At 68.3% G+C, this 22,406-nt stretch carries 21 protein-coding genes and 1 pseudogene; 12 read left to right on the top strand and 10 right to left on the bottom strand.

Annotated features, from left to right (window positions below; all coding sequences use genetic code 11):
* The coding region (locus AC1DO7_RS24905) for a glutathione S-transferase C-terminal domain-containing protein (RefSeq protein ID WP_477116678.1) at positions 1-421 on the top strand (421 nt) is incomplete at its 5' end.
* Between the two features lie 178 nt (positions 422-599).
* Here the strand turns inward: AC1DO7_RS24905 and AC1DO7_RS24910 are convergent.
* The 5 genes from AC1DO7_RS24910 to AC1DO7_RS24930 form a co-directional block, all read right to left on the bottom strand.
* Positions 600-1,793, bottom strand: a complete 1,194-nt coding sequence (locus AC1DO7_RS24910; RefSeq protein ID WP_441650173.1) for a class I SAM-dependent rRNA methyltransferase — start codon at positions 1,791-1,793, stop codon at positions 600-602.
* A 298-nt stretch (positions 1,794-2,091) separates the two neighbouring features.
* Positions 2,092-2,394 (bottom strand): HP0495 family protein, encoded by a 303-nt coding sequence (locus AC1DO7_RS24915; RefSeq protein ID WP_441613786.1) that lies wholly within the window; start codon positions 2,392-2,394, stop codon positions 2,092-2,094.
* 12 nt (positions 2,395-2,406) lie between these two features.
* The gene (locus AC1DO7_RS24920; RefSeq protein ID WP_441613785.1) at positions 2,407-3,624 is read right to left on the bottom strand and encodes a D-alanyl-D-alanine carboxypeptidase family protein; all 1,218 of its coding nucleotides are present in this window, start codon (positions 3,622-3,624) and stop codon (positions 2,407-2,409) included.
* 96 nt (positions 3,625-3,720) lie between these two features.
* Positions 3,721-4,365: an alpha/beta hydrolase gene (locus AC1DO7_RS24925; RefSeq protein WP_441613784.1), complete on the bottom strand. Its 645-nt coding sequence runs from the start codon at positions 4,363-4,365 to the stop codon at positions 3,721-3,723.
* Positions 4,366-4,486: 121 nt separating this feature from the next.
* Positions 4,487-4,807, bottom strand: coding sequence for a (2Fe-2S) ferredoxin domain-containing protein (locus AC1DO7_RS24930; protein ID WP_441613783.1), 321 nt, complete (start codon positions 4,805-4,807; stop codon positions 4,487-4,489).
* A gap of 420 nt (positions 4,808-5,227) precedes the next feature.
* Between AC1DO7_RS24930 and AC1DO7_RS24935 the strand changes: the two genes are divergently transcribed.
* From AC1DO7_RS24935 to cmdF, 4 genes are all read left to right on the top strand, one after another.
* Positions 5,228-6,529, top strand: coding sequence for a dicarboxylate/amino acid:cation symporter (locus AC1DO7_RS24935; protein WP_441643157.1), 1,302 nt, complete (start codon positions 5,228-5,230; stop codon positions 6,527-6,529).
* Between the two features lie 100 nt (positions 6,530-6,629).
* A complete protein-coding gene (locus AC1DO7_RS24940) occupies positions 6,630-8,630 on the top strand; it encodes a sensor histidine kinase (RefSeq protein WP_441613782.1) in 2,001 nt (666 codons plus the stop codon).
* An 8-nt stretch (positions 8,631-8,638) separates the two neighbouring features.
* Positions 8,639-9,955, top strand: coding sequence for a sigma-54-dependent transcriptional regulator (locus AC1DO7_RS24945; protein WP_441613781.1), 1,317 nt, complete (start codon positions 8,639-8,641; stop codon positions 9,953-9,955).
* Between the two features lie 101 nt (positions 9,956-10,056).
* Complete coding sequence (gene cmdF, locus AC1DO7_RS24950) at positions 10,057-11,691, top strand: tyrosine 2,3-aminomutase (RefSeq protein WP_441613780.1); 1,635 nt, start codon at positions 10,057-10,059, stop codon at positions 11,689-11,691.
* Between the two features lie 19 nt (positions 11,692-11,710).
* Here cmdF and AC1DO7_RS24955 read toward each other — a convergent pair whose 3' ends face one another.
* The 3 genes from AC1DO7_RS24955 to AC1DO7_RS24965 form a co-directional block, all read right to left on the bottom strand.
* Positions 11,711-13,885, bottom strand: coding sequence for an ATP-dependent helicase (locus AC1DO7_RS24955; RefSeq protein WP_441649713.1), 2,175 nt, complete (start codon positions 13,883-13,885; stop codon positions 11,711-11,713).
* Positions 13,886-14,035: 150 nt separating this feature from the next.
* Positions 14,036-14,575 (bottom strand): TlpA disulfide reductase family protein, encoded by a 540-nt coding sequence (locus AC1DO7_RS24960; RefSeq protein ID WP_441613778.1) that lies wholly within the window; start codon positions 14,573-14,575, stop codon positions 14,036-14,038.
* A 134-nt stretch (positions 14,576-14,709) separates the two neighbouring features.
* Positions 14,710-15,159 (bottom strand): thioredoxin fold domain-containing protein, encoded by a 450-nt coding sequence (locus tag AC1DO7_RS24965; RefSeq protein ID WP_441613777.1) that lies wholly within the window; start codon positions 15,157-15,159, stop codon positions 14,710-14,712.
* 241 nt (positions 15,160-15,400) lie between these two features.
* Here AC1DO7_RS24965 and AC1DO7_RS24970 point away from each other — a divergent pair, with 241 nt between their 5' ends.
* The 4 genes from AC1DO7_RS24970 to AC1DO7_RS24985 all read left to right on the top strand — a co-directional run bounded on the left by AC1DO7_RS24970 (position 15,401) and on the right by AC1DO7_RS24985 (position 18,270).
* Entirely contained in the window at positions 15,401-15,997 is a 597-nt protein-coding gene (locus AC1DO7_RS24970) for a hypothetical protein (protein WP_441649712.1), read from the top strand.
* A gap of 106 nt (positions 15,998-16,103) precedes the next feature.
* Positions 16,104-16,760: a LysE family transporter gene (locus AC1DO7_RS24975; RefSeq protein WP_441613775.1), complete on the top strand. Its 657-nt coding sequence runs from the start codon at positions 16,104-16,106 to the stop codon at positions 16,758-16,760.
* Between the two features lie 139 nt (positions 16,761-16,899).
* Complete coding sequence (locus AC1DO7_RS24980) at positions 16,900-17,067, top strand: hypothetical protein (RefSeq protein ID WP_441613774.1); 168 nt, start codon at positions 16,900-16,902, stop codon at positions 17,065-17,067.
* Positions 17,068-17,451: 384 nt separating this feature from the next.
* A complete protein-coding gene (locus AC1DO7_RS24985; protein WP_441649711.1) occupies positions 17,452-18,270 on the top strand; it encodes a hypothetical protein in 819 nt (272 codons plus the stop codon).
* A 113-nt stretch (positions 18,271-18,383) separates the two neighbouring features.
* Here the strand turns inward: AC1DO7_RS24985 and AC1DO7_RS24990 are convergent, their stop codons facing one another.
* Positions 18,384-19,928, bottom strand: a complete 1,545-nt coding sequence (locus tag AC1DO7_RS24990) for a YifB family Mg chelatase-like AAA ATPase (RefSeq protein ID WP_441649710.1) — start codon at positions 19,926-19,928, stop codon at positions 18,384-18,386.
* Positions 19,929-20,057: 129 nt separating this feature from the next.
* On the bottom strand, positions 20,058-20,321 hold the full coding sequence (locus AC1DO7_RS24995) for an accessory factor UbiK family protein (protein WP_441613771.1): 264 nt from the start codon (positions 20,319-20,321) through the stop codon (positions 20,058-20,060).
* Between the two features lie 374 nt (positions 20,322-20,695).
* On the opposite strand from AC1DO7_RS24995, the gene AC1DO7_RS25000 reads away from it, so the two are divergent.
* The 3 genes and pseudogenes from AC1DO7_RS25000 to AC1DO7_RS25010 all read left to right on the top strand — a co-directional run.
* Complete coding sequence (locus AC1DO7_RS25000) at positions 20,696-21,496, top strand: TorF family putative porin (RefSeq protein WP_441613770.1); 801 nt, start codon at positions 20,696-20,698, stop codon at positions 21,494-21,496.
* A gap of 64 nt (positions 21,497-21,560) precedes the next feature.
* Positions 21,561-21,899: a P-II family nitrogen regulator gene (locus tag AC1DO7_RS25005; protein WP_006159494.1), complete on the top strand. Its 339-nt coding sequence runs from the start codon at positions 21,561-21,563 to the stop codon at positions 21,897-21,899.
* Between the two features lie 30 nt (positions 21,900-21,929).
* Positions 21,930-22,406 (top strand): annotated as a pseudogene (locus AC1DO7_RS25010) (ammonium transporter); the annotation flags it as partial.

A 22,406-nucleotide genomic window follows, 5' to 3' on the forward strand; every position in this document is an offset into this window, starting at 1 on the left:
CTACTGGGTCATGTCGTACTCGCGCTGGCGCGATGAGCGCTACTGGCCGAGCTTCATGGCGGCCCTGCTGCGCGAGCATCCTGAGCTCACCGAAGCGGCGCTGGCCGGCGCGCAGAAATACAACTTCGAGCGGTACTACTACCAGGGGATCGGGCGCTTCGAAGCGGACGAGGTGTACGCGCGCGGCGTGGCCGATCTCGCGGTGCTCTCCGGCCTGATCGGCGACCAGCCTTTCCTGTTCGGCGCGGCACCCGCCAGCACCGATGCGGGCCTGTACGGGTTCGTCGCCAATATCCATGGCTACGATATCGACACGCCGCTGAAGCGCTTCGTGCTGTCGCGCCCGAATCTCGTCCGGCATTGCAACGCGGTGCGGGCGGCGATGGGACAGGACGCGCTAGGCAGCCCGGCCCGCGCCTAAAAAAAAGCCCCGCTACGCCGCGGGGCAACTACCACGAAGACTGATAGGAAGAGGCGGAGGACACCTGCCAATGCCGCATCCGCATACCGGACTATAGGCGGGGTTTGTGACGGAGCGGCGACGCCCGCGTGAAATTGCGATGACGGCGCTGCCGCCGGCCCCGGCCCCCGCCTCAGACTCAGATCTTTTCCAGCAGCAGGCCCTTGAGGTATTCGCCTTCCGGGAACGCGGACAGCATCGGGTGGTCGGTGCCGGCCGACAGGCGCCGCAGGATGCGCGCGTCCACGCGTGCGTCCGTCGCCGCGCCGGCCACGATCTTCTGGAACAGCTCCATGCTGATCGCGCCCGAGCACGAATACGTGAACAGCAGGCCACCCGGGCGCAGCAGCTGCATGCCGACCAGGTTGATTTCCTTGTAGGCGCGCGCGGCGCGGTCGATATGCTGGGCCGACGGGGCGAACTTGGGCGGGTCCAGCACGATGAGGTCGAACTGCCGGCCTTCGGCGCGGAACTGGCGCAGGGTCTTGAACACGTCGGCGTCGAGCCAGGTGGCGCGCGCGGGATCGAAGCCGTTGAGCGTGACATTGTTCGCGGCGGTCTTGAGCGCTTCGCCGGAGGAATCGATCGAGGTCACGGCGGTGGCGCCACCGCGCAGCGCGGCCAGCGAGAAGCCGCCGGTGTAGCAGAAGCAGTTGAGGACTTCGCGTCCGGCGGCGAGGTCGCCGACCAGCTTGCGGTTGTCGCGCTGGTCGACGTAGAAGCCGGTCTTGTGGCCGCTGCGCACGTCCACGTAATAGCGCACGCCGTGTTCGGTGACATTGAGTTCAGGATCGGGCTCGGCGCCGGCCAGCACGCCGGTGACCAGCGGCAGGCCTTCGCGTTCGCGCACGGCGGCGTCGGAGCGCTCGTACACATTGGGGCAGCCGGTCTCCTTGACGAGCGCCTGCACCAGCGCGTCCTTCCATGCCTCGACGCCGGCGGAATTGAACTGGCACACCAGCTGGCCGGTGGCGCCGCTGCCGTAGTAATCCACCACCAGGCCGGGCAGGCGGTCGGACTCGCCGAAGACCAGGCGCACGGCATTGCTGTCGGTGACCCATTGCTTGCGATGCGCCAGCGCGGCGGACACGCGGCGCTTGAACATGGCGTGGTCGACCGGCTCGTTCTCGTCGAAGCTCCACACCCGCGCGCGGATCTGGGACGAGGGGCTGTACGCCGCGCGCGCCAGGAAGCGGCCGTCGGCGGCACGGATGACCACGGTGCTGCCGGGTTCGCAGCGGCCTTCGGTGGCGGCCACGCCGGTGGCATAGACCCAGGGATGGCGGCGCAGCAGGGATTTTTCCTTGCCGGGCTTGAGGGTGATGGTGTTCATGGTTTTCTAGTTCTGGATCTGGGCGCGGCGCCATAGCGACGGCATGGGCGCGCGGGTTCGGCGGTGGGCCATTGTGGCGGCTTCAGGGCGGCAGGGGAAAAAAGCTGTCGCCGGACGAAGCCGGCGGATGCGCCAAAGCCGCTTGCGCAGGCGGCCGGGGAGAGCGGTGGTCTGGCCGGGAGCCGCAAGAAGCGAAGCCTGCGGCGTATGTCCCGGATGGCGACGTATCAGGCGCCCGCGCTCTCCCCCGGCCCCTCTGCCGCGGGCGGGAGAGGGGCGCAAGCCGGTCTCCCGGCCACTACAGCACCACCTTGACCATCGGGTGCGAGGTCAGCGCGCGGTACAGGTCGTCGAGCTGTTCGCGGCTGGTGACCCAGACCGTGACGGTCAGGCCGAGGTAGTTGCCATTGCGCGACGGGCGCATTTCCATCTTGCCGGCATGGAAGTCGGGGTCGAAGTCCTGCACCAGCGTGACAATGGCTTCGGCGAAGCCGTCCTGCATGGTGCCCATCACCTTGATGGGGAAATGGCTGGGGTATTCGATCAGCGACTCGGCCGGCGTGATCTCGCCCGGCTTGCCCTTGGGATCATCGGTGCTCATTGCTGGGCCCTCCTACTTGCGCTTGAACCACAAGCGGATGGTATCCCACAGGCGGCCGAAGAAGCCCGCTTCGGGCACCGCTTCCAGCGCCACCACCGGGAACTCGGCCACCTTGGTGGCGCCGTCCATCAGCTTGACCGTGCCCACCTGCTGGCCGGCCGCGATCGGCGCCAGCAACAGTTCCTGGCGCTCCAGCACCGGCTTGATGCGGCCACCCGTGCCCTTGGGCACGGTGATGAAGGTCTCGTCCTTGACGCCGATCTTGACGGTGGATTCCTTGCCCTTGTAGATGTCCGGCGTGGCCAGTACCTGGCCACGGTCGTACAGGCGCAGGGTGTCGAAGAACTGGAAGCCGTAGTTCAGGATCTTCAGGCTTTCCTGCGTGCGCACGCTTTCGGTGGTGGTGCCGATCACCACGGAGATCAGCCGGCGCGAACCGTTCGGTACATTGGCCAGCGGGCGCTTGGCCGAGGAGATCAGGCAGTAGCCGGCCGACTTGGTGTGGCCGGTCTTGACGCCGTCCACGGTGGGATCGATGTACAGCAGGCGGTTGCGGTTGGGCTGGCGGATCTTGTTGTAGGTGAATTCCTTCTGCGAGTACATGCTGTAGTACTCGGGGAAGTCCTTGATCAGCCGGGTGGTCAGCGTGGCCAGGTCATTGGCCGTGGTGTAGTGGTTCGGGTCGGGGATGCCGTCGGTATTGGTGAAGTGGGTGTTCTTCATCCCCAGTTGCTGGGCGTCGCGGTTCATCATCGCGACAAAGCCTTCTTCCGAGCCGCCCACGGCCTCGGCCAGCGCCAGTGCGGCGTCGTTGCCCGACTGCACGATCAGGCCGAGCAGCAGGTCCTGCACGCTGACCGGCTTGTTGGGCTCGAGGAACATGCGCGATTCATCGCTCTTGACCTTGAGCACGACGGTGGTCGGCACCACGGTCTGGTCCAGCGTCAGGCGCTTTTCCTTGAGCGCGGCGAAGGCCAGGTAGGCGGTCATCAGCTTGGTCAGCGAGGCCGGCTCGATGCGCACATCGGCGTTCTGCGAGGCCAGGGCCTGGCCGCTGGTGACGTCGTACAGCATCCAGGACTTGGCGGCCACCTGCGGCATCGGCACGCCCTGGGCGCGCACGGGGGCCGCGGCCAGCAGCGAGGCGGTGCCGATCACGGCAGCGGTGGCGGCGGCGACCAGGGTGGACGTGTTGGCGGACGCGAAAAGCGGCGTGGCTCTATTCAACATGTTTCAGTTTTCCGGCAAAGAAGAAGTTGCGAAGGGGTGCCTGAGGCGACGCGGCCGGGCGGCAGCTTGCCGGCCCCGCCACGGTTGTCGCACGCGTCACTGGTCCCACGCATTGACGACGAGCTGCTTGATCAGGTGCAGCTTGCGATGAAAGAAATGGTCGGCGCCGGGGATCACGATCACCGGCAGTTCCTGCGGGCGCGCCCAGTCGAACACGCTGGCCAGCGGCACGGTCTCGTCCTGCTCGCCGTGGATGACGATGGTGTCGGCCGGCACCTCGGCCACCTCCCAGCGGCTGGCGGCGGTGCCCACCATGGCCAGGCGCTGCACCGGCGCGCCGGCGGCGGCCAGGCGCCTGGCCACGTGGCTGGCCACGTAGCTGCCGAACGAGAAGCCGCCGAGCGCCAGCGGCAGCGTGGCTGCCTCGGGCGACCAGGCGGTCTGCGTGCGCATCCAGTCCACCACGGCCAGCAGGTCGTCCTGCTCGCCCACGCCGTTGTCGTGCGTGCCGGCGCTGCCGCCCACGCCGCGGAAGTTGGGACGCACGGTGGCGTAGCCCAGCTGCACGAAGCTGCGTGCGAGGGTCTGCGCCACCTTGTTGTCCTTGGTGCCGCCGAACAGCGGGTGCGGATGGGCCACCAGGGCCAGGCCGCGCGGGGCCTGGCCCTGCGGCAGGTCGACCGAGAGGTCGATGGCGCCGGCCGGGCCGGCGATGGTGTGTACCTGGGTATGCGCGTTCATGGCAGACGGGAAGCAGGAAACAGGATGACGGGAATGCTGGGCAACGGGATGGCTGGCGCGGGCGGGGCGCCGCCCGGGTTGCAACGGTTCAACAGGCCCGGGGTGTCCGCGGACCGGCGGCTCAGCGGTCGAGCATCAGCCGCTCGACCGGCTTGCCGCCCACCAGGTGGCTGTCGATGATTTCGTCGATGTCATGCTCGTCGACGAAGGTGTACCAGACGGCCTCGGGATAGACCACCAGCACCGGGCCGAGTTCACAGCGGTCCAGGCAGCCGGCCTTGTTGATCCGCACGCGCCCTTCGCCGCCGGCGATGCCCAGCGCCTTGCAGCGCTTCTTGGCGTATTCCTGCATGGCCTTGGCATTGTGGTCCGCGCAGCAGGCAGCGCCGTCCTCGCGCTGGTTGAGGCAGAAGAAAACGTGGTGCTGATAGAAGCTGCTCATGCGTGGCTTGGCGGGCGTCGGGCGGCATGCGGCACCAGGAAGCTGGATGCCCGGCGCGCGCGCCGGCCGCTGGGGTCAGGTGGAAGCCCTGAATTATACGGGGTCGCGCGGGCCGCTTCGCCGCTTTGCGCGCGTGCGCGTGGCCTGCGTGCATCGGCGCGCCGCCGCGGGTGGCGTAGCGGGCACCTGCGGCAGCCGCCCGCTTCCGGATCTCCGGACGCCGGCTTTCCGGATTTCCGGAAAGCCGGAGTGCTCGCGCCTGCGCTTCAGGGTTTTTCCTTTTGAATCAGGGGTTTGGCGCGAGGCACATGGCTGGCACGACGGTTGCAACTATATAAGCCAGACGCGCCCTCATCGACAAGGGTGCGCGAACCTGCCGCTGCTGCGGCGGCGGGCACGGTCAAAAACACCGAGGACGACATCATGAGGAAACCCTTTTACAAGATCCTGTACGTGCAGGTGCTGTTCGCCATCCTGGTCGGCATCGTGCTCGGACACTTCTGGCCTGCCACCGGCGTGGCCATGAAGCCCCTGGGCGACGGCTTCATCAAGCTGATCAAGATGATCATCGGGCCGATCATCTTCTGTACCGTGGTGTCCGGCATCGCCGGCATGCGCGACATGAAGAAGGTGGGCCGCGTGGGCGGCAAGGCGCTGCTGTACTTCGAGATCATCTCCACCTTCGCGCTGCTGATCGGGCTGATCTCCGCGCATGTGCTCAAGCCGGGCGTGGGCTTCAACATCGATCCGGCCACGCTCGATACCAAGGCGATCTCGCAGTACGTGACGCAGGCGCATGGCCAGAGCACGGTCGAGTTCTTCATGCACATCATCCCCGACACGATGGTGAGCGCGTTCGCCAACGGCGACATCCTGCAGATCCTGCTGATCTCGCTGTTCTTCGGCTCCGCGCTGGCGGCCATGGGCGACCGCTCGAAGATCGTGTTCGACTTCGTCGAGCAGGTCTCCAAGGTGTTCTTCCACATCGTGCACGTCATCACCAAGGTGGCGCCGATCGGCGCCTTCGGCGCGATGGCCTTCACCATCGGCAAGTACGGCCTGGGCTCGCTGGTGCCGCTGCTCAAGCTGATCGGCACGTTCTACTTCACGGCCATCGTGTTCGTGGTGGTGGTGCTGGGCACGGTGGCGCGCCTCACGGGTTTCTCCATCTTCCGCTTCGTTTCCTACATCAAGGAAGAGCTGCTGATCGTGCTGGGCACCAGCTCGTCGGAAGCGGCGCTGCCGCACCTGATGGAAAAGCTGGAAAAGCTCGGCTGCTCCAAGTCGGTGGTGGGCCTGGTGGTACCCACGGGTTACTCGTTCAACCTGGACGGCACCAATATCTACATGACCATGGCGGTGATCTTCATCGCCCAGGCCACCGGCATCGAGCTGACGCTGCTGCAGCAGCTCACCGTGCTGGGCGTGGCGATGATCACCTCCAAGGGCGCCAGCGGCGTGACCGGCTCGGGCTTCATCACGCTGGCCGCCACGCTGGCGGTGGTGCCTGACATCCCGGTGGCGGGCATGGTGCTGATCCTCGGCATCGACCGCTTCATGAGCGAATGCCGCGCCCTGACCAATATCATCGGCAACGGCGTGGCCACGGTGGTGATGTCGGCCTGGGAGCACGAGCTGGACCGCGCGCAGCTCGATCGCGCGCTGCGCCGTGGCGGCGATGAAACGGCCGAACTTGCCGAAGCCGGCCCCGGCGTCCGCTGAGGACGCCGCCGGCGGCCCCCGCGGCCCCGGCGGGGCGGCGGCGCCAGCCGGCGCCGCCCGCCAGCGGGTATCATCGGCGCGTGTCCCAACGCGTGCGCCGATGCCACATTCCGACGATTTTCTCGCCGTGCATGATCCCGCTTCCGCCCGCCTGGTGCATGCGCCGGGCGATGGTGGCGGCACCTGGCGGGGCTTCGCCGCGGCACTGGCCGTCGGCCTGCTGGTGCTGTGCTCGCTGACCTGGCTGGTTTCGGTGCAGCGCGGCATCGACGCCCTGCAGCAAAGCACGGCCACGCGCGCCGACCGCTACTCGGCCACGCTGGAGAGCACGCTGGACCGCTACGAGTTCCTGCCGGCGCTGGTCTCGCTCCATCCCTTCGTACACGACTTGCTCGCCGCGCCCAACGACCCGACGCGCGTGGCGGCGGCCAACCGCTATCTCGCTGAAGTCAACCGCCGCGCGCGCGCCTCGGCCACCTACGTGATCGCCGCCAACGGGCTCGCGCTGGCCGCCAGCAACCATGACGAGCCGGGCAGCTTCGTCGGCACCGACTATCGCTTCCGGCCGTATTTCCAGATCGCTTCGCGTGGCGAGGTCGGGCGCTTCTACGCCATCGGCGTGACCAGCGACGAGCCGGGCTACTACATCGCCCAGCCGGTCAAGGCGGGCGGCCGCGTGGTGGGCGTGACCGTGGTCAAGCTCAACCTGGAATGGTTCCAGCGTGCCGGTGCCGGCGGCGCCGAGCCGGTGATGGTAAGCGACGACCACGGCGTGATCTTCCTTTCCTCCGTGCCGGGCTGGCAGTACCGCACGCTGCGCCCGCTGCCGCCCGAGCTGCAGTCGGAGCTGGACCGCACGCGCCAGTACCACGACCAGGAGGTCAAGCCGCTGCCGCTGGACGCGCTGCAGTCGCCGGTCACGCGCTGGCTCGGCCAGACCGTGCTGGGCGAGGGCGCGCGGCTGGTGCGCATCGGCACCGGCGGCAAGGCTGAGCGGTACCTGGAAGTCAGCCGCAAGGTGGGCCCGGCCGACTGGACCATGCAGGTGCTGGCCGCGCTGGATCCGGTGCTGGCCAGCGCGCGCAATGCCACGCTGGGCGCGGCCCTGGCCTACGCCTGCATGTGCCTGCTGCTGTTCAACTGGCGCCAGCGCCGCCAGCGCGCGCGCGACATCGAGTACGGCCGGCGCCTGCTCGAGGCCGCCTACGACGAGCTGGAGCGCCGCGTGGAGGCGCGCACCGCCGACCTGATGGCGATCAACGAGCAGCTCGAGGCCGAGGTGGCCGAGCGCACGCGCGCCGAAAGCGAGCTGCGCGCGGCGCAGGACGAGCTGGTGCAGGCCAGCAAGCTGGCGGCGCTGGGCCAGATGGCCGCGGGCATCACCCATGAGCTGAACCAGCCGCTGGCCGCGCTGCGCACGTTCTCCGACAACACGCGCGTGCTGCTCGAGCGCGGCAAGCTCGATGCCGCCACCGACAACCTCGCCGCCATCGCCGATCTCACCGCGCGCATGGGCAAGATCACCGGTCAGCTCAAGCTGTTCGCCGGCAAGGCGCGTCCGCGCCGCCACGCGGTGCCCGTGCGCGCCGCGCTCGACCACGTGCTGGCGCTGATGGCGCCGCGCCTGGGCCAGGTCGCGCTGAAGGTGGAAGGCTTGTCGCCGCCGCCGGGCCCGGCGGTCTGGGCCGACGAGCTCAAGCTCGAGCAGGTGCTGCTCAACCTGATCGGCAACGCGCTGGATGCGCTGGCGGCTGCCCTGCCGGCGGCCCCTTGCGTGGAAGTGGCGGTCAGCGAGCAGGGCGAGACGGTCAGCATCGCCGTGCGCGACAACGGCGGCGGCATCGCCGATGACGCCTTGCCCAGGCTGTTCGAGCCGTTCTTCACCACCAAGGAAATCGGCCAGGGGCTGGGCCTGGGACTGGCCATCTCCACCTCCATCGTGCGCGAGTTCGGCGGCCAGCTGAGCGCGGCCAACCGTGCGGGGGGCGGCGCCGAATTCCTGGTGGTGCTGCGGCGCGCGACGCTGCCCGGCGCTGCCGTGGCGCCGTCCTCCGCATCTGCCGCCGCGCCATCCGGCGCTTCCTCCACCAACACCCAGTGAGCATCGCCATGCAAGACGGATTGCGTGTCCTGTTCGTCGAAGACGAACCCCTGGTGCGCCAGGCCACCGCGCAGAGCCTGGAGCTGGCTGGCTTCAATGTGCTGGCGCTGCCCTCGGCCGAGGCCGCCATGCCGCACCTGTCGGCCGAGTTTCCCGGCGTGCTGGTGACCGACGTGCGGCTCACCGGCGCCAGCGGCCTGGACCTGCTGCAACACTGCCGCAATGCCGCCCCGGGCGTGCCGGTGATCCTGGTCACCGGCCACGGCGACATCACCATGGCGGTACAGGCCATGCGCGAAGGCGCCTACGATTTCATCGAGAAGCCGTTCGGCGCGGACCGCCTTACCGAGACCGTGCGCCGGGCGCTGGAGCGCCGCGCGCTGGAACTGGAGAACCGTGCGCTGCGCCGCGAGCTGGCCGGCCCGGCCGCGGGCACGCGCATCATCGGACGCTCGCCGGCGATCGAACAGGTGCGCACGCTGGTGGCCAACGTGGCGGCCACCGACGTGCCGGTGATGATCAACGGCGAGACCGGGACCGGCAAGGAACTGGTGGCGCGCAGCCTGCACACCTTGTCCACGCGCCACCAGGCACCCTTCGTGGCGCTGAACTGCGGCGCGGTGCCGGAGGCCATCTTCGAGAGCGAGATGTTCGGCCACGAGGCGGGCGCCTTCACCGGCGCGGGCAAGCGCCGCGTGGGCAAGCTCGAGCATGCCTCGGGCGGCACGCTGTTCCTCGACGAGATCGAGAGCATGCCGCTGGCGCTGCAGGTCAAGCTGCTGCGGGTGCTGCAGGAAGGCACGCTGGAGCGGCTGGGCTCCAATGCCTCGATCGCCATCGACGTGCGCATCGTGGCCGCCGCCAAGGGCGACATGGAAGCGCTGGTGGCGCGGGGCACGTTCCGCCAGGATCTGTTGTACCGGCTCAACGTGGTGACGATCCCGCTGCCGCCGCTGCGCGAGCGGCGCGAAGACATCGTGCCGCTGTTCGAGCACTTCATGCTGGTAGCGGCGGTGCGCTACCAGCGGCCCGCGCCCATTCTTTCCGAGCTGCAGCGCCAGGCGCTGATGCAGCGCGCCTGGCAGGGCAACGTGCGCGAGCTGCGCAACGCGGCCGACCGCCTGGTGCTGGGCGTGCCGGAGGGCGGCGCGCGCGCCGACGCGCTGGACGATTCCACGCCGCTCAAGGAGCGCATGGAGCACTACGAGCGCGCGGTGATCGCCGACACGCTGGCGCGCACCGGCGGCGCGGTCAGCCAGGCGGCGGACCTGCTGCAGGTGGGCAAGGCGACCCTGTACGAGAAGATCAAGCGCTACGGGCTGTAGGCGCAAAGTCGCGTTCATCTCTTGATACACTCGCGGGCCCGGCACGCCGCGCGGCACTGCATCGCCCCGGCGTGCCCCGAACAGATCACCCGGAACAAGCCATGAACGAGGTATCCCGCCAGCCCGCATCCACCCCGGAGGCCGGCGTGGCCGTGCAGGTCGATGGACATCAACTCACCGCTGCCGCCGTGGCGCAGGTTGCGCGCGGCGCCAGTGCCGCAAGCCTGGACGCGGCGGCGCGCGAGCATGTGGCCGATGCGCGGGCGCGCTTCGAGCAGCTGGCCTCGGCCAATATCCCGATCTACGGCGTCTCCACCGGCTTCGGCGAACTGGTGCACAACTGGGTGGATATCGAGCATGGCCGCGCGCTGCAGGAAAACCTGCTGCGCAGCCACTGCGCCGGCGTGGGCCCGCTGTTCGCGCGCGAGGAAGTGCGCGCCATGATGGTGGCGCGCGCCAATGCGCTGGCGCGCGGCTATTCGGCGGTGCGCCCGCTGGTGATCGAGCAATTGCTGCGCTACGTGGAGGCCGGCATCACGCCGGCGGTGCCGCAGGTGGGCTCGCTGGGCGCCAGCGGCGACCTCGCGCCGCTGTCGCATATCGCCATCACGCTGATCGGCGAGGGCAAGGTCCTGCTGGCCGACGGCAGCACCGCGCCCACCGCGCAGGTCCTGCGCGAGCACGGCATCGAACCCATCAAGCTGGCCTACAAGGAAGGGCTGGCGCTGATCAACGGCACCTCGGCCATGACCGGCATGTCGTGCCTGCTGCTGGAGACCATGCGCGCGCAGGTGACGCAGGCGGAAATCATCGCCGCGCTGGCGCTGGAGGGGCTCAACGCCTCGGCCGATGCCTTCATGACCCATGGCCACGATATCGCCAAGCCGCATCCGGGACAGGTGCAGTCCGCGGCCAATATGCGCGCGCTGCTGGCGGGCGCCACGCGCCTGTCCGGCCACGGCCAGCTGGCCGGCGAGATGAAGACGCGCGCCGGCGCCGAGAAGAACACCGGCACCGGCGTGTTCATCCAGAAAGCCTACACGCTGCGCTGCATCCCGCAGGTGCTGGGCGCGGTGCGCGACACGCTGGGCCACTGCGCCGCGGTGGTGGAGCGCGAACTGAATTCCTCCAACGACAACCCGCTGTTCTTCGATGACGGCGAGCTGTTCCACGGCGGCAATTTCCACGGCCAGCAGGTGGCATTCGCCATGGACTTCCTGGCCATCGCCGCCACCCAGCTCGGCGTGGTGTCCGAGCGCCGCCTCAACCGCCTGCTCAGCCCGCACCTGAACAACGGGCTGCCGGCCTTCCTGGCGGCCGCCAACGAGGGCTTGAGCTGCGGCTTCGCGGGCGCGCAGTATCCGGCCACGGCGCTGATCGCGGAGAACCGCACCATCTGCAGCCCGGCCAGCATCCAGAGCGTGCCGTCCAACGGCGACAACCAGGACGTGGTGAGCATGGGGCTGATCGGCGCGCGCAATGCGCGCCGCATCATCGACAACAACCAGTACATCCTCGCCGTGGAGCTGCTGGCGGCATGCCAGGCGGCTGAGCTGGCGGGCGCGGTGGAGCACCTGTCGCCGGCCGGGCGCGCGGTGTTCGGCTTCGTGCGCGAGCGCGTGCCCTTCCTGGCGATGGACCGCTACATGACCGACGACATCGAAGCCATCGCCGCGACGCTGCGCGCGGGTGCGCTGGTCGAAGTGGTGCGCGCGGCGGGCGCCGCGGTGCACTGAGGCGCGGCGACTCAGCGACTCAGCGCCACATATCGCGCATCTTGCTGCCGAGGTCCAGCTTCGGCAGCGGCGCCTTGGCCGGCGCGTCCGGCACGGGCGGCGGCGGTGGCCACGCCCGGCTGTGGAACAGCGGCATCACGCGGTTGGGCAGGAAGCGCGTGCGCGAGGCATAGACGTGGCGGTCGCCGTAGCCGGGCTGCTGGTGCACATAGAAGCGCTGCGGCACCACGATGTCGAGGTGGTCGCGCGCGCGCGTCATCGCCACGTAGAGCAGGCGGCGTTCTTCCTCGATCTCCTCGGTGGTGCCGGTGGCCAGGTCCGACGGCAGGCAGCCGTCCACGGCGTTGAGCACATAGACGGCCTTCCATTCCTGGCCCTTGGCCGAGTGGATGGTGGAGAGGATCAGGTAGTCCTCGTCGCGCAGCGGCACGCCGGATTCGTCGCTGGAGGCGTCGGGCGGGTCGAGCGTGAGTTCGGTCAGGAAACGCTCGCGCGAGGCGTAGGTGGCGGCGATGCGTTCGAGCTGCTGCAGGTCGGCGGCGCGCGCGTGGGCGTCGTCGTGCATGCGCTCCAGGTGCGGCTGGTACCAGGCCACCACCTGCTCGAAGGCCGATGGCCACGGCGCGGCCGGCGCCATCAGGCTGCGCGCCAGCGCGACGAACTGCGGCCAGGCCTCGGCCGCCGCCGGGGGCGCCTCGAACGATTCGAGCGCGAATAGCGGCCCGGTTGCGACATCGATGGCGTCGAGCACGCGCGCGGCGGTCTTGGGGCCCACGCCCGGCATCAGCTGCAGGACGCGGAAACCCGCCATGCGGTCGCGCGGATTCTCCATCCAGCGCACCACCGCCAGCACATCCTTGACGTGGGTCGATTCCAGGAATTTCAGGCCGCCGAATTTCACGAAGGGAATATTGCGGCGGACCAGCTCGATCTCCAGCTGCGCGCTGTGGTCGGCGGCGCGGAACAGCACGGCCTGCGCGATCAGCGCCAGCCCGGCTTCGCGCCGCGCCAGGATCTGCTCGGCGACGTAGCGGGCCTGGTCGGCCTCGTCGTTGACCACCACGATGTCCGGCTTTTCGGCCGAGCCGCGGTCTGACCACAGGTCCTTGGTGAAGCGCTCGGCCGCCAGGCCGATCACCGCGTTGGCGGCAGCCAGGATGGGCTGCGTGGAGCGGTAGTTCTGCGACAGCGTGACCATGTCCGCCGCCGGCGAGAACTGCGTGGGGAAATCGAGGATATTACGCACCGTGGCGCCGCGGAAGGCGTAGATGGACTGGGCATCGTCGCCCACCACGGTGAGGCCGCGGCCGTCGGGCTTGAGCGCCAGCAGGATGGTGGCCTGCAGCGCGTTGGTGTCCTGGTATTCGTCGACCAGCACGTGATCGAAGCGCGCGCCCATGTCCTGCGCCAGCGCCGGTTCGCCCAGCGCCTGGGCCCAGTAGAGCAGCAGGTCGTCGTAGTCCAGCACGTGCTGCTTCTGCTTGGCCTCCACGTAGCCGGCGAACAGGCCGCGCAATGCATCCGCCCACATGGCGTAGCGCGGAAACCATTGCTTGAGCACGTCGTCGAGCGGGGCCTGCGTATTGACCGCGCGCGAGTAGATCGCCAGGCAGGTCTCCTTGCGCGGGAAGCGCGAGGCCTGGGCCGACAGGCCGAGATCGTGCCGTACCATGTTCATCAGGTCGGCGGCGTCGCCGCGGTCGCTGATGGTGAAGCTGGGCGACAGGCCGAGCGTCTCGGCGTACTCGCGCAGCAGGCGCGCGCCGATGGCGTGGAAGGTGCCGGACCAGTGCAGCGCGGCGCGCCCCGCGCCGGATGCCCGGTTGCCGAGCGCCTGGTCGACGATGCGCTCGACGCGCCGCCCCATCTCGGCGGCGGCGCGCCGCGAGAACGTCAGCAGCAGGATGCGGCGCGGATCGGCGCCGCCCAGCACCAGGTGCGCCACGCGGTGCGCCAGGGTATTGGTCTTGCCCGACCCGGCGCCGGCGATGACCAGCAGCGGCGCGGCCGCCTCGTGCGTCACGGCGGCGCGCTGCTCGGGGTTCAGGCTGGCGAGATAGGCGGGCGTGGCCTGGGCAGGCGGCACGGCGGAAAGTGCGTCGCCGGGCGCGGAATCCAGCAAGGCAGGGGAAGAATCGAGTAACACGGCAGGGGCCTCAGGAATGCGGGCGCGCGCATGTGCGCTGCCGTGCATGGGCGGGGGAAAGCTGCCGGTAACTGTATATCTATACAGGCCAGGCGTGCAAGCCGGGGCGTTGCGTGCCTGGCCTTGCCATCGGGTATGTGGCTGGAAAGGCTTGCGGAAAAGGTGGCTCTGGCTCTGGCGCTGGCCGGGCGGTCCCGGTCAGGCGGCCTTGGCCAGGGCGCCGTCGAGCAGCTTGTGCAGCGCGTCCCACTCGGGCTCGCCCACGTAGCGCTTGAGGATATGGCCGTCCTTGTCGATCACGAAGGTGGTCGGCGTCAGCTGCACTTCGCCGAACGCCTTGGCCGCCGCGCCGTCGGAGTCCATCGCCACCTTGAACGGCAGCTTGCGGGTCTGCGCATAGTTCATCACGTACATCGGCGGGTCGTAGCTCATCGCCACGGCCACGAACTCCAGGCCCTTGTCCTTGAACTTGTCGTAGGTGCGGACCATTTCCGGCATCTCCTTGACGCAGGTGACGCAGCTGGTGGCCCAGAAGTTGACCAGGTAGACCTTGCCCTTGAGATCGGCGGTACTCACCTTTTCACCGGACAGCAGGGTGAAGGTGGCCGGCGGCGCCGCGTTGGCCGGCGCGATGGCGCGATAGCCGAACCAGCCGAGCACGGCGGCCAGCAGCACGCCCGCGATGACGGGCCAGAGCTTGCGCTGGGAGGAAGGCGAGGGGGAAGCCGAGGTCGTCATGATGCGTGCCGACAGGTCAGAGACAAGCTCTCATTCTACTGCCCCCGCCGATGCGCTGCCGGAGGCAATTCCGGCGCCGCCAAGGGTGCGGCGATTGGCCGCAGGAATCCGCGCGGCCTGGCCCGGACCGCGGCTCACCGCGGCGTCGCTGCCAGGGCAGAGCGGGCCTGGTCCAGCGCCTGTTCCAGGTAGGCGCCGTAGAAGTCAGGCTGCAGGCCGCGCAGCGGCGTGGCCAGCGAGCGGCCGCGTGCATCGAGGAAGAGGACCGTAGGCGCCACCGCCACATTGCGGCTGCGTGCCCATTCGCGCGCGGTGGTCATGGTGCCGTCCGCGTTGCGCAGGGGCGCATTCGAGGTCATGTCGATTTCCCGCGCGACGATCTCGCCGCTGGCGGCTTGCGGGCCGAGATAGTTGCGGCGCACGGTCTCGCAGTAGACGCAGTCGGGCAGGGTGACCAGCACGACCAGCGGCTCGCCCCTGCTGGCGGCCGCCGCGGCCTGGGCGGCGAGGTCCGTGGCAGGCGGCAGGTGCGTGGAGGCGGCCATCGCCGCGGTGCCGATGGCGAGCAGGACTGCGCCGAGCATCGCGGCGCGCGCGGCCAGCCGCGCACGCGTGCTTGGCGATGGCGGCGCCGGTGGCAAGGTTTGCAAAGAGCGTGGCATGGGGTGGGCAATGAATGCGCGCTGGCGCGCGGGTTCCCCGATAATAGCGGCTTCTGCCCGAACCCGAGGCGCCGTGCCGGCATGCCTTGGGGTGCGGGACCGCACATTCCCGGGCAGGGTTCGCAGGACCGCTGCCAGGCTTTCAGCCCCCCCGACTGCCGCGATGCCACACGCCTGGTTTTCCCGTTTTTCGTCACCCTCGCTCGCCGGGCTTGTTGCGATCGCGGCCATCTGTGCGCTGGCTGCCTGCTCGCCGCGCTATGACTGGCGCACCATCCAGTCCAACGAAGGGGCTTATGCCGCGCTCTATCCGGGCAAGCCGAGCGGCGCCGCGCGCGAGGTGTCGATTGCCGGGCGCAAGCTGCCGATGACGATGGAGGCGGCGCGGGTCGACGAGACCCTGTTCGCCGTGGGCGTGGTGACCTTGCCGGCCGACGATGCCGCCATGCGGCAGGCTGCGCTGGCATCGATGCAGGCCGGGCTGCTCGGCAATCTCGGGCCGCATCCGGCCGATGCGGTCAAGACCCGCCAGGTGACGGTGATGTCCGCCGCCACGCCGGCGGTGGCGCTGGAGGGCGTGGAGGTGCAGGTGGCGGCAGTGTCGCCGCAGGACAAGTCGGCGCGCAGGCTGACGGCAAGGCTGGTGGCCTCGGGCGTGCATGTCTACCAGGCGGTGGTGCTGGAGGCGGGCGACGCGGCGCGCGACCAGCGCCAGGCCGAGCAGGTCGACCAGTTCCTCACCAGCTTCCATCCGTTCTGAGCTGCGCCGGGCCGGTGGTGCCCCATGCCGCGCGCCGGGCCGATGAGATAACGTTTGCAAGCGCCCGTGCGGGCGCGATTCTGGATTCTATTCAAGGAGTGATGTCATGCGTCTGGAAGTCTGGCTGGCCTATTTCGCAGCTTGTTGGGTGATTGCCGTGTCTCCGGGTTCGGGGGCCGTGCTGTCGATGAGCCATGGCCTGTCCTACGGGCTGCGCAAGACCACCACCACCATCTTCGGCCTGCAGACCGGACTGGTGATCATCCTGCTGGTGGCGGGCGGCGGGCTGGGCGCGCTGCTGCTTGCCTCCGAACACGCCTTTGTCGTGGTCAAGACGGTCGGCGCGCTATATCTGGTCTACCTGGGCGTGCAGCAGTGGCGCGCGCGCGTGGAAGACGGCCCGGCCGCCGCGGACCAGGGCGACGAAGCCGGCGCGCCGCGCGTGGCCGCCCTGAGCCCGCGCCGCCGCTTTGCCACCGGCCTGCTGACCAATGTCACCAACCCCAAGGGGATCATCTTCATGGTCGCGGTGCTGCCGCAGTTCATCGATCCCAATCACCCGCTGGCGCCCCAGCTCGCGATCCTCGCCGCGACCATGTGCGGCGTGGACCTGGTGGTGATGCACGGCTACGCGCTGCTCGCCTCGCGCATGCGCGGCCTGTTCCGCAACGCGCGGGCGATGCGCTGGCAGAACCGCGTGTTCGGCAGCGTGCTGGTGGCCGTAGGCGCGGCGCTGTTCTTCGTCAGGCGGCATCCGGCCTGATGCCTGATGACCGAAGCGGCCGAAGTGGCGTGCCCTCCGGCGGCCGGGTGCCGCGGGCCGGCTTTCAGCATGCCGCTGGCTTCTGACGGGGGCGTTTGCTTAAATAGGTGAGGTGAATCGTCCGACGCGGAGACCAGTCATGCCCCATTCTCACGCCGTGCAGGCCCAGCCGCGCCGCCATCCCGCCCATACCGTGCCGCCGGCCGATGAGCCCGCGCCGCCGGGCGTCCCTCCCGACCTGCCGCTGCCGCCCGAAGAGGATCCGCCGCCCGCGGAGCCGCCCGTCGCGGTGCCGCCGCGCGGGTGAAGGTACATCGCGCGCCGGACAGGGAAATGCCGTGAAGTTCGGATGACAGCGTCCGGCGTGCCAGCAGACAGGGGTCGGTCCGAGATCCCAATAGCGGTTCTGCGTGGCCGCCGGCGCGACCCGGTTTTGCGGCGCTCGTCTTTCTGTAGCGTACTCCCTGCTTCCAGCAGCCTACTGCTGCCTGCTGACTGCATATCTTTCTTCTCGCACGTCGACACACCACACGTTTACGCCCCATGCATGCGGAAATTTCTCATGCAACTTTGAGCGGTTTCTGATGGGCTTGCGCACGCAGGTAAGCCACTGTTTAGGAACGATTGTTCTCCGCTGTGGTGGGTCTCAACCTCGCAATCATTGAGAGCCCTGAACCAAGCGCACAACTTCATGGAACCAAGGGATTTATTTCTCTGCTCATTGCTTTTGATGGCGGCGAGTGGCATGAGCGCCTGCGACGGATGGGAAAGGCGCACCGATAAACCCGGATCGTCCGAGTCGGAATTGCCGAACGGCATTTTGGGCGGCGTGTCGGCGCTTTTCCGAAATGACAATCCGGCTATTTTCTCGCTCATCGGTCCCTCCGGATTTACGTTGGCTCCGTTGACTACTTATCGACAGGTGGACAGCGGCGCATTGACTTCCCTGGCTAACTTTAGATTATCGGGTGCGTCGATGCAGTTGGGCGATGTTTCGGGGAACGCGGATTTCGCATTAGGCCGATGGTCGGCCGGTACGCTGACTACCCCGCAAGGAAGCACGGAGATTCTTGATGGGAGCCCTCGGTGGTCATGGCATTACCTGCTCATCAAGCCATTAAGGGCGATGCCTGGCAATTGGACCTATCGGTGCGGCGCGCCACGTGTCACCACGATAACTTTTGTTAACGGCACCAATATCGATAGCAATCAGCAGGCCGGCACGGTCGGTGGAAAGGCAAGCTTCTCGATCCTCAATTCTGTTGCAACCGTCGATTTCCAACTGGTGGCAATGGCGGGTGGTAAAAAGGGATGGCTCAAGGGGAAGTCGATTTTCACGCGCAGTGATGCAGTGCAGAGCCACGAGGATTTCGATTCGGGTGGCATCGGCGCCAAAATCATGCTGGGATCGGCGGCCGACGGCGGCATTCATGTCGCCATGCCATATCGGGTGAGACTGGAGAACGGCGCCATTTTTCACGGGATCGCAGTGTTTCCGTGTGCAGCCTAGAAGGCTTTTGCTGGCCTTCGTGTAAATGAAAATCAAGCGGCGAATATCGTAAGCTCGCGCCGACCGCGCGAGTACCTCTCTCCCGTGCCAGTTCCCAGTCTTTCACGATGCAATCACGGCGTGCGCAAAGCACGCCGGTACTGGATCGCCTCGCCCACATGGCCGGGCTGCAATAGCTCGGCGCCTTCCAGGTCCGCCAACGTGCGGGCGATCTTCAGGACCCGGAAATACGCGCGCGCCGACCAGGCCAGCTTGGTCATGGCGCCGCGCAGCATCGCCTGCGCTTCGGGCGCGAGCGGGCAATGCTCGTCGATCTCGCGGCCTGCCAGGGCGGCGTTGGGTTTGCCCTGGCGCGCCTGCTGGCGGGCGCGCGCCGCCAGTACGCGCTCGCGCACCTCGGCGCTGGGCTCGCCGGGCGGGCCATCGAGCATTTCCTGCTGGTCCTGGGCGGGCACTTCGATCTGCAGGTCGATGCGGTCGAGCAGCGGGCCGGAGAGCCGGGACTGGTAGCGCAGCACCTGGTCGGGCGTGCAGCGGCAAGGCCGGGACGGATGGCCGAGGTAGCCGCAGGGGCAGGGGTTCATGGCCGCGACAAACTGGAAGCGGGCCGGGAAATCGGACTGGCGGGCGGCGCGCGAGATGGTGACGCGGCCTGACTCCAGCGGCTCGCGCAGGACTTCGAGCACCTTGCGGTCGAATTCGGGGAGTTCGTCCAGAAACAGCACGCCGTGATGGGCGAGCGAGATTTCACCGGGGCGGGGATTACCGCCGCCGCCGACCAGCGCCGCCGCCGAGGCGGTGTGGTGCGGCGCGCGGTAGGGCCGCTCGCGCCAGCGGGCGGGGTGGAAGCCGGCGGCGGTGAGGCTTTGCACCGCGGCGGATTCCAGCGCTTCTTCCAGTGTCATGGGCGGCAGCAGGCCGGGAAAGCGCTGCGCCAGCATGGATTTGCCGGTGCCCGGCGGCCCGATCAGGAGCGCCGAATGCTGTCCGGCGGCGGCGATCTCCATGGCGCGGCGCGCCTGCGCCTGGCCGCGGACGTCGCGCATGTCGGGGCGGGCGGGCTCGGCGCCGCCGACAGCCAGCAGCGGTTCGGCGCGCGGCAGCCGGCCCTCGGGGAGCGGGCCAAGGTGAGCGCAGACTTCCAGCAGGGAGCGCGCCGCATAGACGGTGACCCCGTCGATCAGGGCAGCTTCCGGCCCGTTCTCGGCTGCCACCACGAAGGTGCGCGGCGGCCCGGCATCGCTGGCCTGCCGCAGCGCATTGTCGCGCTGCAGGCTCATCGCCATGGCCAGTGCGCCGCGCACCGGGCGCAGATCGCCGGACAGCGACAACTCGCCGGCGAACTCGCTGGCATCCAGCCCGTCCAGCGGGATCTGGCCGCTCGCGGCCAGGATGCCCAGGGCGATGGGCAGGTCGAAGCGTCCGGATTCCTTCGGCAGGTCGGCCGGGGCCAGGTTGACGGTAATGCGCCGGTTCGGGAATTCGAAGCGGCTGTTGATGATGGCCGCGCGGACCCGCTCGCGGCTTTCACGGACCTCGGTGTCGGCCAGGCCGACGATGCTGCAGGCAGGCAGGCCGTTGGCGAGGTGAACCTCGACCGACACCAGCGGCGCCTCGAGTCCGGTCAGCGCCCGGCTGCGCAGCAGGGCGAGGCTCATCGTTGCTCCGCAAACTTCAAGGAAGTGTTAACGAAAATGGCCGCCGGAGTGCGGCGGCCATGATGGCGGACAAGACGCTTGCCCGGCGTCATCGGCGACCCGGGGCGGATGCGCGGCGCGCCAAGCGCTTCAGCCGGCAGCCGGCTTGTCGGAGCCGCCGGCGGCGCGACGCTCCAGCTCGAGCACGCGGGCTTCCAGTTCTTCCAGGCGCGCGCGGGTACGGGCCAGCACCTGCGACTGCACGTCGAATTCCTCGCGCGTGACCAGGTCCAGCTTGGAGAAGCCCTGGGTCATCATGCTGCGCACGTTTTTCTCGATGTCCTTGGCGGGCGAGTTGCGCAAGGCTTCGCTGACCTTGGCCTGGAAATCGTTGAACAGGTCGGTCGGTTTCATGGTGATTCTCCTTTTGCACCGCCTTGGTGCGGATGATGGGTGGGCGGATTTCGCGTGCTGCATCACGGTGCACCCGGCCGGAACGCGGGCAAACGCGGTGCGTGCACGGCACCTGCCGCCGGCTTGGGCCGATTATCGCGCTTCATGCGCCGCCGGGAAAGCGCCGGCGAGGCCTGGTAACACCTTTTAACGTGCCGCCGGCCGCTCAGCGGGCTTTCCAATGACGCAGGGGAGAGGTCCTTTCTTCACAAAAATACGGTTCCTGCATGGCGGCAGACCTGGCACGGCAGTTGCAGTAATGAATCCGGGAGCCTTGTTTCACTATCGAATCCAAACACACGAGTACCGAGCCAGAGGAAAAGGAGAAGAAATCCATGAAGAAGTTGGCCCTTGCAGTCAGTGCCAGTGCAGTTGTGCTTTGCGGCCTCAGCTCCGCAGCTTTTGCCCAGAGCGCATCCGACGCCGCGGCGGCTCCTGCCGCCGCGGCCGAGGCCTCGCCGCATACGTTCACGGCCAATGTGACCCTGGCTACCGAATATCGCTATCGCGGCCTGATGCAGACCAATCACCGCCCCGCCATCCAGGGTGGCTTCGACTACTCGCATTCGAGTGGCTTCTACATCGGTAACTGGAACTCGAACATCAGCTGGCTCAGCGACAGCAACTCGCAGGTCTCGGCGCCGATCGAGATGGACTTCTACGGCGGTTTCAAGAACACCGTCACGATCGCCGGGCTGGAATGGAACTACGACGCCGGCGTGCTGCAGTACTACTACCCGGGCGACTACCCGGCCGGCTTCACGCGCCCGTACACCACGGAACTGTACGTCGGCGCGGGCTACGGCCCGGTGTTCCTGAAGTATTCGCAGTCGCTGACCAACCTGTTCGGCTTTGCCGACAGCAAGTACAGCTACTACGTGGACCTGACGGCCAACGTGCCGCTGAACTTCTGGGACCTGACGGTGAACGCGCACGTCGGCTACCAGAACGTGAAGCACATCAACAGCGCCTCGTACACGGACTGGAAGATCGGCCTGACCAAGGACCTGGGCAAGGGCTTCGCGCTGGCGGTCGCCTATATCGACACCAACGCGCACAACTCGGTCTATACCAATACGTCCGGTCGCTATGTCGGCCGCGCCACGGCCTGGGCTTCGATCACCAAGACTTTCTAAACCAGCATGAGGTAGAGCGGGCGCCGGGCGGATACCGGGCCGACCCGCTCAGAGGAGAAATCGGATGAAACTGATCATCGCTGTCATCAAGCCGTTCAAGCTCGACGAGGTGCGCGAAGCGCTCTCGGACGTCGGGGTGTCCGGCATCACCGTGACCGAAGTCAAGGGCTTCGGCCGCCAGAAGGGCCATACCGAGCTGTACCGGGGCGCGGAGTACATCGTGGACTTCCTGCCCAAGGTGAAGATCGAAGTGGCCGTCCCGGACGACGTGGTCGACCGGGCCATCGAGGCGATCGAAAAATCGGCGCGCACTGGCAAGATCGGCGACGGCAAGATCTTTGTTGCCCCGATCGAGCAGGTCATCCGCATCCGCACCGGCGAGACCGGCGGCGATGCGCTGTGACGCACAGCCCAACGACAAGAGGTTAATCACATGAAATCCTGGATCAAGCGCATCCTGAGCACCGGCGCCCTGGCGCTGGCCCTGGGCACGGCCGGCATCGGCGTGGCCACCCACGCCGTGGCGCAGGACAAGCCCGCCGCGGAAGCCTCGGCTCCGGCTGCCGCCGCGGCCCCGGCAGCGGCTCCGGCCGCCGCGGCGCCTGCAGCGGCTGCTCCCGCGGCAGAGGCAGCGGCTCCCGCCGCCGCCCCGGCACCCGTGCCGACCACGGGCGACACCGCCTGGCTGCTGGTATCGACTGCCTTCGTCATCCTGCTGACGCTGCCCGGCCTGGCCCTGTTCTACGGCGGCCTGGTCCGCTCGAAGAACATGCTGTCGGTGCTGATGCAGTGCCTGGTGATCTTCTCGCTGGTGTCGCTGCTGTGGGCCATCTACGGCTATAGCTTCGCCTTCACCGAGGGCAACGCGTTCTTCGGCGGCACCGACAGGCTCTTCATGAAGGGCCTGAAC

Source organism: Cupriavidus sp. 05N40, assembly GCF_056397305.1.